Annotated in this window: 12 protein-coding genes, 1 tRNA gene and 1 pseudogene; 8 read left to right on the forward strand and 6 right to left on the reverse strand. The window is 64.3% G+C overall.

The window, feature by feature from the left end:
• Nucleotides 1–229, forward strand: a pseudogene (locus EN932_RS17825) (substrate-binding domain-containing protein); the annotation flags it as partial.
• Here the strand turns inward: EN932_RS17825 and EN932_RS17830 are convergent.
• On the reverse strand, nt 162–788 hold the full coding sequence (locus tag EN932_RS17830; RefSeq protein ID WP_127370445.1) for a TetR/AcrR family transcriptional regulator: 627 nt from the start codon (nt 786–788) through the stop codon (nt 162–164). The pseudogene EN932_RS17825 and the gene EN932_RS17830 overlap by 68 nt on opposite strands.
• A gap of 66 nt (nt 789–854) precedes the next feature.
• Here EN932_RS17830 and EN932_RS17835 point away from each other — a divergent pair, with 66 nt between their 5' ends.
• Nucleotides 855–1280 (forward strand): VOC family protein, encoded by a 426-nt coding sequence (locus EN932_RS17835; protein ID WP_013530166.1) that lies wholly within the window; start codon nt 855–857, stop codon nt 1278–1280.
• Nucleotides 1281–1289: 9 nt separating this feature from the next.
• Here EN932_RS17835 and EN932_RS17840 read toward each other — a convergent pair whose 3' ends face one another.
• Complete coding sequence (locus tag EN932_RS17840; RefSeq protein WP_013530167.1) at nt 1290–2240, reverse strand: trypsin-like peptidase domain-containing protein; 951 nt, start codon at nt 2238–2240, stop codon at nt 1290–1292.
• A 227-nt stretch (nt 2241–2467) separates the two neighbouring features.
• Here EN932_RS17840 and EN932_RS17845 point away from each other — a divergent pair, with 227 nt between their 5' ends.
• The 3 genes from EN932_RS17845 (at nt 2468) to EN932_RS17855 (ending at nt 4955) form a co-directional block, all read left to right on the forward strand.
• Nucleotides 2468–3340 (forward strand): S1C family serine protease, encoded by an 873-nt coding sequence (locus EN932_RS17845; RefSeq protein ID WP_127369560.1) that lies wholly within the window; start codon nt 2468–2470, stop codon nt 3338–3340.
• Between the two features lie 8 nt (nt 3341–3348).
• Nucleotides 3349–3978: a helix-turn-helix transcriptional regulator gene (locus tag EN932_RS17850; RefSeq protein ID WP_127369561.1), complete on the forward strand. Its 630-nt coding sequence runs from the start codon at nt 3349–3351 to the stop codon at nt 3976–3978.
• 110 nt (nt 3979–4088) lie between these two features.
• Entirely contained in the window at nt 4089–4955 is an 867-nt protein-coding gene (locus EN932_RS17855) for an NAD(P)-dependent oxidoreductase (protein ID WP_013530170.1), read from the forward strand.
• Nucleotides 4956–5088: 133 nt separating this feature from the next.
• Here EN932_RS17855 and EN932_RS17860 read toward each other — a convergent pair whose 3' ends face one another.
• Entirely contained in the window at nt 5089–5604 is a 516-nt protein-coding gene (locus tag EN932_RS17860; RefSeq protein ID WP_013530171.1) for a TIGR00645 family protein, read from the reverse strand.
• 305 nt (nt 5605–5909) lie between these two features.
• A complete protein-coding gene (locus EN932_RS17865) occupies nt 5910–7895 on the reverse strand; it encodes an OmpA family protein (RefSeq protein WP_127388636.1) in 1986 nt (661 codons plus the stop codon).
• A 197-nt stretch (nt 7896–8092) separates the two neighbouring features.
• On the opposite strand from EN932_RS17865, the gene EN932_RS17870 reads away from it, so the two are divergent.
• The gene (locus EN932_RS17870; protein ID WP_013530173.1) at nt 8093–8539 is read left to right on the forward strand and encodes a YcgN family cysteine cluster protein; all 447 of its coding nucleotides are present in this window, start codon (nt 8093–8095) and stop codon (nt 8537–8539) included.
• A 251-nt stretch (nt 8540–8790) separates the two neighbouring features.
• On the forward strand, nt 8791–9147 hold the full coding sequence (locus EN932_RS17875; protein ID WP_013530174.1) for a hypothetical protein: 357 nt from the start codon (nt 8791–8793) through the stop codon (nt 9145–9147).
• Nucleotides 9148–9358: 211 nt separating this feature from the next.
• Here the strand turns inward: EN932_RS17875 and EN932_RS17880 are convergent, their stop codons facing one another.
• A complete protein-coding gene (locus tag EN932_RS17880) occupies nt 9359–10072 on the reverse strand; it encodes an SIMPL domain-containing protein (RefSeq protein WP_013530175.1) in 714 nt (237 codons plus the stop codon).
• Nucleotides 10073–10206: 134 nt separating this feature from the next.
• On the opposite strand from EN932_RS17880, the gene EN932_RS17885 reads away from it, so the two are divergent.
• Nucleotides 10207–10282 (forward strand) — tRNA-Ile (locus tag EN932_RS17885).
• A 37-nt stretch (nt 10283–10319) separates the two neighbouring features.
• Here EN932_RS17885 and EN932_RS17890 read toward each other — a convergent pair.
• Nucleotides 10320–11175: integrase core domain-containing protein (locus EN932_RS17890; RefSeq protein WP_164746422.1), on the reverse strand; the 856-nt coding region annotated here is incomplete at its 5' end.

Here is an 11175-nt window from a genome sequence, read left to right on the forward strand (position 1 = left end):
GCTGATATCAGACGACCTGGCGAGCGGCCGGCTGGTCGAGATCGACCTCGAATCCTTCAGGGAGGTGAGCTCGCCGCTGTTTGCCATGCATCGCAGCGATCGCAGCCCGAAGCCGGCGGCGGCCTGGCTGATCGACCAGTTCAAGCGCCAGCTCGGCTGCTTCAACGAGTTCGAACCGGGCGAGGTGCCGGATGAGGAGCACGAGACAGTCCATCGATCAGCGCCATGAGCACGGCACGGTAGTCCTCGGCCGAGGCGCCGGCCTCGATGGCCAGGGCGGCACGGTCGAAGGCGGAGCCGAGCAGTGCGGTCAGCGCTTCGGCCGGCAATCTCGTCATCGTCTGCGCCCGCATCGCCGCGACCAGCCCTTCGCGCAGAGAGCGGTTGCCGTGGCGATTGTCGATCGCGTCCATGGCGGCGCGGCCAAGCACGGCCGGGCCGTCGAGCAGCAGCAGCCGCGTGCGTCCGGGCGCGCGCATGGCGGCGAGATAGGCGTCGGAGCCGGCAATCAGCGCGTCATGGGCAAACAGCGATGGCGGCGAGGCGCGCTCGATCTCCTCGGCGACCGCTGCCGCCTCCTGCTCGACCACGGCAGCAAACAGTGCCTGCTTGTCAGCAAAATGATGGTAGAGCGCGCCGCGCGTCACGCCGGCGGCGGCGACGATCTCCGGCGTGCCGGTCTCGAAATAGGATTTCTCCGTGAACAGCTTTCGCGCCGCGGCAATCAGGTGGGCGCGCGTCGCTTCGGTGCGGTCGCGGTTGGAACGACGCGCGAAATCGTGTTGCATACATGCAGCCTGTATGTTAATTCGGTTTACATGCAGACTGTATGTTAATTGACGGGAGAAGGAAAGATGAAGACCACGAGCTATTACCCGGTGCTGATGACCGGCGACGTCGCCGGCACGGCGGCCTTTTATGTGAAGCATTTCCGCTTCCAGCCCCTGTTCGAAAGCGACTGGTATGTGCATCTGCAATCGGGGGAGGACAGAAGAGTCAATCTCGGCATCGTCCAGGGCGACCATGAGACCATCCCGGAAGAGGGGCGGGGCCGCGCTTCGGGCCTGCTGATCAATTTCGAGGTTCGCGACCCGGACGCTGTCTATGAGCGCGTCGTCGCCGCCGGCCTGCCGATCCTGCGCTCGCTGCGCGACGAGCCCTTCGGCCAGCGCCATTTCATCACCAAGGACCCCAATGGCGTGCTGATCGACGTAATCAAGCCGATCCCGCCGAGCGAGGCGTTTCTGGCGCAGTATGCGGAAGGGGTGGCGGGAGCCTGAGCGCCCGCCTCAACTGGCCCTTGCCACCGGCGTCACCGTCACCTGGCTGACACCGGTGCGGCGCACGACGGTGCACAGCGTCTCGCGGCCGATGCGTTCGGCGTCGAGCATGCGCACCAGGTCGTCGACGCCGGTGACAGGACGGCCGTCGATGGCGGCGATGATGTCGCCTTCTTTCAGGCCGGCCTTGGCCGCCGGGCCGTCCTTTTCGACGCTGCGCAGGCGAACCGCCGTGCTGGTCGAGACTTGCGACAACAAGGCGGCGCGGCGCGGCAAACTGGCAGTGTCGGCCGAGACGCCGATGAAGGCGCGGCGGACACGGCCGAAGCGGATGATCTCCGAAATGACGAAATTGGCGGTGTTGGAGGCGACCGCGAAGGCGATGCCCTGCGCGCCATGGATCATGGCGGTGTTGACGCCGATCACCTCGCCGGCCGACGAAACCAGCGGCCCGCCGGAATTGCCGGGGTTGAGCGCTGCGTCGGTCTGGATGACGTCGTCAATCAGCCGGCCGGTCGAGGCGCGCATGGAGCGGCCGAGCGCCGAGACGACGCCGGAGGTGACGGTCCATTCAAAGCCGAGCGGATTGCCGATGGCGATGGCGATCTGGCCGCGCCGCAGCCGCTTGGAATCGGCGAGCGGTGCGACATCGGCAAAGCTGCCGTCGGCGCGCACCAGCGCGATGTCGGTGTCGGGATCGCGGCCGAGCACGCGGCCTTCGCGGGAGGCGCCGTCCGGCATCGAGACGCGCACTGTCCTGGCATCGCCGACGACGTGGAAATTGGTAACGACCAGTCCGTCCGGCGCGATGACGAAGCCGGAGCCGTGGCCGCCCTGGCCGCCGACGCGTTCGATGCGGCAGACGGCCGGGCCGATGCGGTCGACGGCGTCCGCAACGGTCGTCGAATATGCGTCGAGCAATGTATCGTCAGGTTCGAATTTGGCTGCGGCGAGGGCCATGGAAGGGCTCCGTATTTTCGGGCGAAAGGATGATTTTTTTTCCTGTGCGCGTCGTTGTCCCAAAACCGCTGAGCACTTTTGGGCGACACGCACTATATGTGCGGAGCGGCTGGAACCGCCGCGACCTGACCAGATGGCCAGTCAAACCGGCAACTAGCCGTCAGGCGAGTACCTCTGAACGCGCTGTCGAGCGATATCTGGGGCATGGATGAACCCAGGAGACCAATATGAGCGATTTCAATCTGAGTGCGTTTTCGCAAGCCATCGCCGATCTCGCCGCCCAGGCGGCACCGGCAACGGCTGGCTTCGCCACGCATCATCACCGCACGGCAAGCGCCTTCCACTGGCGTGACGGTTATTTCGTCACCGCCGAGGAGGCTGTCGAGGCCGGCGAGGAGATCGAACTGACGCTGGCCTCGGGTGAGGCGGTGAAGGCAGAACTGGTCGGCCGCGATCCGTCGACTGGCGTTGCCCTGCTGAAGCCGGCTACGGCCATCAACGCCGTGCCGTTGGCTAGGGCTGACGCGGTGCGGCCAGGCAACATTGCCATCGCCATCGGCAATAGCAACGGGTCGGCTCTGGCCGTTTCGGGCTCGGTCGGCGAAGTCGGTCCGGCCTGGCGCTCGATGCGCGGCGGCACCATCGACCGGCGCATCAATCTGGCCGTCGGTGCCGGCGGCCGTTTCGAGGGCGGCCCGGTTCTCGACGCCAAGGGTGCGCTGATCGGCATGCTGCTGTTCGGGCCGCGCCACCGGGCGCTGGTCATGCCTTACGAGACGATCGAGCGGGCGGTTGCGACGCTGCGCGAAAAGGGCCATGTCGCGCGCGGTTATCTCGGCGCCGGCCTGCATCCGGTACGCGACCGCGACGCGCATGGCGCGATGGTGATGAGCCTCGATGACGATGGTCCCGCCAAGGCCGCCGGTCTCTCTCTCGGCGATATCATCGTGGCGTGGAACGGTGAGGCGGTGCATGGCCCGCGCGACCTGATCCGCAGGCTCGGACCAGACAGTGCGGGCGCTTCGGTGACGCTCGGCGTGGTGCGCGGCGGCGAACAGCGCGATGTCGGGCTGACCATCGGCGAAAAGCCGCTGAGCTGAGGGCATCCATGGACACGCTCACCAGCGACCGGATCATGCATGACGGTGCCGTCTCGCGGCGGCTGGTGGTGCTGATTGCGCTTGGCGATGCGTCGCGCGCCGAGCGCCTGGCGGCCTCGCTGGCCGCGAGCGATGACCTGCTGCCGGTGGTGGCCGGCAGGGCTGACGTCGCCATCGTTGACGACATGAGCGGCGGTGCCGTGCCGGCCGCCATTCCCCGGGTTCTGCTATCGGGAGGCGCCAATGGCGAACGGCCCGCGGGCGAGGTGTTGGCCGTCCTCGAAACGGGCGCGGACGATTTGTTGATCGCTGCGGCGGCGCGGCTGGCGGCGGCCGGCTATCGGGTATCGGGCGAGCGCAGAACCGGACGCCATGAGGATTTCCATACTGGCGATGGCGAGCCGTTCGAAGATGAAGCCTCCGACGAGCATGCCGTCCGTCCTTCGCTGTCGCCGCGCGAGGCGGAAGTGCTGGCGCTGCTGGCCGAGGGCGCACCCAACAAGGTGATCGCGCGGCGGCTGAACATTTCCGTGCACACCGCGAAGTTCCATGTCGCCGCAATCCTGATCAAGCTCGGTGCCGCCAACCGCACCGACGCGATTGCCACTGCGATGCGGCAGGGGCTGGTGCTGGTATAGTCATAAACCCTACGCTGCGTAACGCGGTGTCCGGCGTGTCGGGTCTTGCGCTGTGGTCGCCCGCCGCGCAAAGCTTGGCGTCTGACGTGTTGCAAGGGAGGCGCAAGGAAATGTCGCTCAAGGGAAAGACGCTGTTCATCTCCGGCGGATCGCGCGGCATCGGGCTGGCGATCGCGCTGCGCGCGGCGCGCGACGGCGCCAATGTGACGATCGCGGCCAAAACCGCCGAACCGCATCCGAAGCTGCCCGGCACAATCTATAGCGCGGCAGAAGAGATCGAGCAGGCCGGCGGCAAGGCGCTGCCCGTGCTGTGCGACATCCGTGAAGAGGCACAGGTGGCCGAGGCGGTCGCCAGGACCGTGGAAAAGTTCGGCGGCATCGATATCTGCGTCAACAATGCCAGCGCCATCCAGCTCACCGGCACGCTGGAAACCGACATGAAGCGCTACGACCTGATGCATCAGATCAACACGCGCGGCACCTTCCTGGTGTCCAAAATGTGCATTCCGCACCTGAAGTTGGCCAGCAATCCTCACATCCTGAATCTGGCACCGCCGCTCGACATGAAGGCCAAGTGGTTCAAGAATCATGTCGCCTACACGATGGCCAAGTTCGGCATGTCGATGTGCACGCTGGGCATGAGCGCCGAGTTCGCCAAGGACGGCATCGCCGTCAATTCACTGTGGCCGATTTCGACCATCGACACGGCAGCCGTGCGCAATCTGCTGGGCGGCGCGACGGTGGCGGCAATGAGCCGTTTGCCCGACATCATGGCCGATGCTGCGCATGCCATCTTCATGCGGCCGGCGCGCGAAGCGACCGGCAATTTCTACATCGACGAAGAGGTGCTGCGCGCCGAGGGCGTCAGCGATTTCTCGATCTATGCGCCTGATGCGACCGGGCCGCTGGCCGGCGACTTTTTTGTTCCCGACGAGGTGTTTGCCCGCACGGACAGCAAGATCAGGAATATTTACTAGAGCTCTTCGTTTTGACGCGACGGGCGTCGAGCCAAGCCCTTCGCCACCAGCAGAGTCATGGGAAAGCCCTGCTCGAACAAGGCGGTAGGGCATCGTTCCTGCGGGATTGATTCAACGTCCGGCAGGCGCAGGCTCACGCCTCGTCCTTCTTGCCTTTGCTCAGGCCCATCAGCCGGTCGATATAGGCGAGCATGAGCGCCGAGACGACGAAGGCGAGATGGATGATGGTCAGCCACATCAACTGGTCGGTCGTGTAGGACGATGAGTTCAAGAACACCTGCAAGAGGTGGATCGACGAGATGGCGACGATGGTCGAGGCAACCTTGACCTTCAGCGAACCGACATCGATGGTGCCCAGCCAGTGCACACCGCCGTCCTGGTCGTCGAAGCGGCTGACGAAATTCTCGTAGCCCGAGATGATGACCATCACCACCAGCGAGGCAACCAGCGCGGCATCGATCAAGCCGAGCATCTTCAGGATGGTGTCGGTGTCACCGAGCGTGAACGCCAGGCTAATGAACTCATAGAGCTTCTTGCCGAAGGACAGCGCATAGACGGCCAATGCCAGGGCCAGGCCTATATAGAAAACGACGAGCAGCCAGCGTGAAGCGAGAATGATCGATTCGATGGCGAGTTCGAGACGCTTCATGGGATGATTCCGGCTGGTTATCTCTCAGACAATGGCCGTATTCGACGAGGCCGCCACCGTTTGCAAGACAAAAAACCCCGCCGAACAAAGTCCGGCGGGGCTCAATGCGTCCCGCTGGAGTCGGGACGGGGCAGGGAACGCCCAGCACCGAATCTGGGGTGGCTGCGCTCGCGATTCAATGAGCCGTGTCTAACGCCCGTACAATTCTTGTTGAACCCCGCACATCCATTCACCCCCGGCTGTGCCGGGGGTGGATGCTTCTCTTGCCGATTCCACAAACCGGGTCATGATTTTGAAATCATGACCTAATTGTTGCTGGCGACCGGTGCCACCAGCGAGGTGATGCGGCGGATGGCGACGCGGCGGTTCTCGCGGTTGGGCGCCGCCGTGTTGACCTTCAGATACTCCTCGCCATAGCCCTGTGTCGTCAGGTTTTCCGGCGGGATGCCGAAGGCATTGGTCAGAGCCTCCGCCACCGCTTCCGCACGGCGATCGGAAAGAGCGAGGTTAGCCTCCGGTGTGCCGACCGCGTCGGTGTGACCTTCGATCAGGAAGGTCTCGGCCGGGTTCTTCTTCAACAGCTTCTCCATGGCCGTCGCTACGCCCTCGAGCTTCTGCACCTCGGTGTCGGAGATGGAGGCCGAACCGAATTCGAAGTTGAGCGTGTCGAGATCGACGCGACGTGCGATGTCGCGCACGCGGGCCGAACGCTTGACCTCGTCGATCGAATAGAGGCGCTGGACCTTCTCGACCGGGGGCTGTTCGAGGAACTCGTAGTAGTCATCGGGGCTCTCGACGTCCTCGGAATCGAGGATGTATTCCCGGCGCGGGATGGTCAGCCGCATCGGCGGCAGGTCGTCGCCGGGATCACGCCAGTCGCTGTCATCCTCATAGTGCCGCTCGTCGACATAGCTCAGCACATATTCGCGTCCATCCGGCGCAATGCGCGAACGCTGGATAACGTCGCCATAGCGGTTGCGGATGGTGACGATCCGGACACCGTTGTCGCGCTCGACGATTTCCCGGGTGCGATCGCCCGACAGATCCTCATAGTAGACTTCTTTGGCACCGCGGGTGACGCGCGGGGCATCATTGCTCTGGACAAATGTCTGGTTGTTGAACTGCAGGATGACGCGATCGCCGAGTTTCCTGACGACGTCGACGCCTTTCGGACGCCGACGATCGCGGGCGATCTCATCGGGCGCACGCTCTACGCGCGTGCCCTTCTCCTCGGTCACCGGGACGATCTTCTCGGGCTTGATCTCCTGCTGTGCGGCCCTGTCGTCGGTGGGCGGCGGACCCTGGTCGACGGGAGCAGCCACCGGCTTGCGGCCCTGATCGCCACCTTGCTGGGTATTTTGCCCGCCATTCTGCTGCTCGCCATCCTGCGGGACGATCTTGTCGCCCTGCTTGCGTCCGCCTCTGCGCTCGGCGTCCTTCTGGCTGTCCAGGATGGGAGCGGCGTTTGGATCGGCCGGTGCTTCGCCTTGCACCGGGTTTTCTCCCTGTGCCGGTGCTGCCGTCTGACCATTGGCCGGTTGTTCGCCGGTGGCGGGTTGTTCGGCCGTCGCCGGCTGCTCGCCAGCAGGTTTCCTGCCGTGCTTCTTCGTCGTGTCCTGGGGCTGCTCGCCTTGGGCCGCCGGCTGCTCGCCGGCAGGGGCCGTCGCCTCTCCAGCGGGAGCTTCCTTCGGCGCCGGGGCGACTTCAGGTTGGGCTTGCTGATCCTGCTTGTTCTTCTTGCGCGGCTGGGCCTGCTCGCCGGGCTGATTGTCGTTGGCCGGCGCGACCTGTTCGGCCGGCGTCTGCTCAGTCTGCTGCTGCTGGTCACGCTTCTTCCTGAGCGGCTGCTGTTCCCCTGCGGGTGCTGCCTGTTCGGCCGGCGCCTGCTCGGTCTGCTGCTGCTGGTCACGCTTCTTCCTGCGCGGCTGCTGTTCTTCGGCGGGAGCGGCCTGTTCGGCGGGCGCCTGCTCGGCCTGCTGCTGCTGGTCGCGCTTCTTCCGGCGTGGCTGCTGCTCCTCGGCGGGCTGCTCGCTCTGGGCAGGCGCGGCCTGCTGTTCAGGCTCGGCCTTCCTGCGCTCGTGTTTCTGTTCGGGTTCCGCCTGCTGCTTCTGCGCGCAGGCCTCGGCCGATTCGCCCTCGGCGCATGCTGCTTGCGCCAGGATGAATGGGGTCGCCGTGCGCTGGGCAAGACCGGACGCGACACTTCCCTGAAGCGGGAACGCGCCCAACGGCGCGGATGCCATCAACAGGCCAAGTGCGGTGCCTGCCAGAATCCGTGGTTGGCGTTTCATCGAAATTCTCCTTGTGGGGTCCCATCCTTGCCGAAACCGATCTTGTGCCGATTGGTTCCAGTCTGGCACGGATAGAGGCCGTACGGGGCGATTGACCGACCTTTTGAAGGCAACTTCATGTCATTCACCTGGCGATAGCCGCAATTGCGACCATTGCCGCGCTTGACCTTGCCCGCGGCCGGGGCCACATCCGGGAAATGGAAACGCCATTCTGGAAAACCAAGGCGCTGGAGGCGATGAGCCCGGCCGAGTGGGAATCGCTGTGCGACGGCTGCGGTAAATGCTGCCTGTCAAAGCTTGAGGACGAGGACACCGGCGAGATCTACTGGACCAGCGTCGGCTGTCGGCTGTTCGACGCCGAGACCTGCCGCTGTTCGGACTACGCCAACCGGCTGGCGCGCGTTCCCGACTGCGTCGGGCTGACGCCGCAGAATGTGCGAACCATCAGTTGGCTGCCCAGTACCTGTGCCTATCGGCTGGTTGCCGAGGGCCGCGACCTCTACTGGTGGCACCGGCTGGTGTCTGGCAGCGCCGAGACCGTGCATGAAGCCGGCATCTCGATGCGCGGCCGGGTCAAGGCGAGTGAAACCGATCTTGCCGAGCCGGAAGACTATTTTGACTATGTGCTGGACGAGGAGCCGTAGGACCAGCGGCGGCGAGCAACAGCCTTACGTTCCACGACTTCCGGCCAATCCGCGGGCTCGGAATAGGGCGCCGAGTCAGGCATTCCGGCCTTCACCAAGGCTGGGGACGGTGGCGAATGGCCGGAACTTCCTTCTTCCCGCCATATGAACCGGAGATGAACGGCAGGTTCGTAAAGAGTTCAGACAGGCAGGCGCATTCTCCCCCCATCGGTTCACGAGGACGGGAAGGCCCGCAAAAAGGAGAGAAGACGATGTTCAACACGATCAAGACGGCAGCCCTTTCGGCCCTGGTCGGTCTCGGCACGCTGGCGGCCGTTCCCGCCCACGCCGACAGCCTCTATCTCGGCTTCGGCAACAACAACGACCCGCGTTTCGGCGTCTATACCGGTGACGACGGTTATCGCCATCGCCGTGATGAACGCCGCGGCGACTGGCGCCGTGGCTGTTCGCCGGACCGCGCCCTCGACAAGGCCGAACGCATGGGCCTCCACCGGGTCCGGATCGTCGACGTCAACCGGCGCACGGTGAAGGTGGCGGGCCGTCAGGACGGCGACCGTGTCGTGGTGGTGTTCGCCAACGAGCGCGGCTGCCCGGTTATCTATCGCTGAGGTTCGACAATTAAGGCCGACCCTCTTTGAGGGTCAGCCTGGCAGCATGATCTTTAGCAAGATCAGCTGGGACTAGCGGAGCCCTTTTCCGTTTGAAGGGTGTGGCTCGAAAAAACCCCGCGGGAGCAATCCCGCGGGGTTTTTCATGCGCGCTATTGGCTGGTGATGCATCCGTGGCTGGGCAAGACCAGCCACGGATCCTCGGAGCCGCTTACTTCAGTTCGAAGGTGACGGTCACCTGGACATTGTAGGAATTCTCGCCGGCCTGCACGGGAGCCGCGCCACCCGCCGCGGCATCGAAGGCCTTGGCGTTGATCGGCATCGGCGCCGGCGCAATGTTCTGATCTGATATCTCGAGCACCCGGCCGAGGCTGGCGCCTGCGGCCTCGGCCAGCGTCTTGGCCTTGGCCATGGCGTTGGCGACCGCCTTCTTGCGCGCCTCGGTGACCGTGGCTGCCGGGTTGTCATTGGTGAAGGCGATGCCGCCACCCTGGTTGACGCCGAGCGACACCGCCTTGTCAAGGATCTCGCCGGTCTTGTCGACATCGCGCACCCGCACCGAAAGCGTGTTGGTCACCTGATAGGCGACGAGTTCGGCTTCCTGGCTACCGTCCGGCTTGTTGGTGTAGTTGTAGCGCGGGTTGATCTGGATGCCGGCGGTCTGCAGGTCCCGGTCCTTGATGCCGGCGGACTTCATCGCCGCGATCACGGCGGCCATGGCGTCATTGTTGGCGTCGAGCGCGGCGCGCGCGGTCTTGGCCTCGCGCATGACGCTCAGCGTCAGGACCGCCAGATCGGGGGCCACGGTTGCTTCGCCTTCGCCCGACACGATGATGCGGGGCGGCGTCGGCAGATCGGTGGCTCCAGCCATCGCCGGAAAAGCGATTGCAGCGGCGAGCGCGAGAGGCAAAAGATGTCTGGTCATGAAAATCTCCTTGGTCTGCGATCAAGTCGCAGACGTCGCGTAGAGCGCGATTATGGGTTGATTTGGGCGATCTGGGGAAGCCCGTCGGGAAAGCCTTGTGCCGCGATGCGAAAAACATTAATCCAGCCCGCGTGGGGCCTGTAGCTCAATGGTTAGAGCCGGCGGCTCATAACCGCTTGGTTGGGGGTTCGAGTCCCTCCGGGCCCACCATTACCGTTAGGTCCGTTCCGGACACATAGGTTACGGTTTATACCGGAGACATGGGTAACACTTTTGGCCCGAAGGGGTTTTGGAGTGGTTCGAGCCTGCATGTCTCATCGTCGAAATATCCCAAATCATAGTCCATGAAGCTAGCCAGCCAGATATGGTCCTCGACCTGTTTGATTCCGACGGTCTGGCCGGCAAAGACAAGGCTGAGGTTGATCTTCTTGCGGTTATAGCAGATGCGGCCGCAGGTGGTGACGGTGACGGCCTTGTCGTGAAACGGGTGGTCGAGATCGGGCAAGCCGGTGTAGGGACGCGTTGAGGGCGTGTAGCGCTCGGCCGGGCAGTCCATGTCGAGCGCCTGGTGCGGGCGTTGTGAGTTGAACTCGTCGATGAAGTCATCGAACCTGGCCTGCTGTTGAAGGAAATTGGCGCCGGCCGGTTTGGTGGTCTCCTTCTTGAGGGTGAGGTGCATGCGCTCATGGCGGCCATTCTGCTGCGGACAGCCCGGCTTGATGCGCTCGATGTCGATGCCCAGGCGCAGCCACCAGACCGACAGTTTGCTGAGATTGAACAGCGCGTTGGGGCTGGCGAAGGGAACGCCATTGTCGGTCCTGATCGCGCTGGGCAGGCCGAACTCTTTGAAAACGCTTTCGAACACGGTGAAGGCATAGGCTTCCTTGGTGGTCGAGAGCGCCTCGCAGGCGATGAGATAACGGCTGGCGAAGTCGGTGATGGTCAGCGGATAGCAATAGCGCCGATCGGCGAGCATGAACTCGCCCTTGTAGTCGGCACACCAAAGATCGTTAGGGCGACAGCCGTTTGAAAGTGGTGTCCCCGTCGCCCTGTTGCGCCTGCGCTTGCGGCGCTCGACCATGCCGTGGCGGTCGAGCACGGCA

It is taken from the genome of Mesorhizobium sp. M7A.F.Ca.US.002.01.1.1 (genome assembly GCF_004022955.1).
Classification (GTDB): Bacteria; Pseudomonadota; Alphaproteobacteria; order Rhizobiales; family Rhizobiaceae; genus Mesorhizobium; species Mesorhizobium ciceri.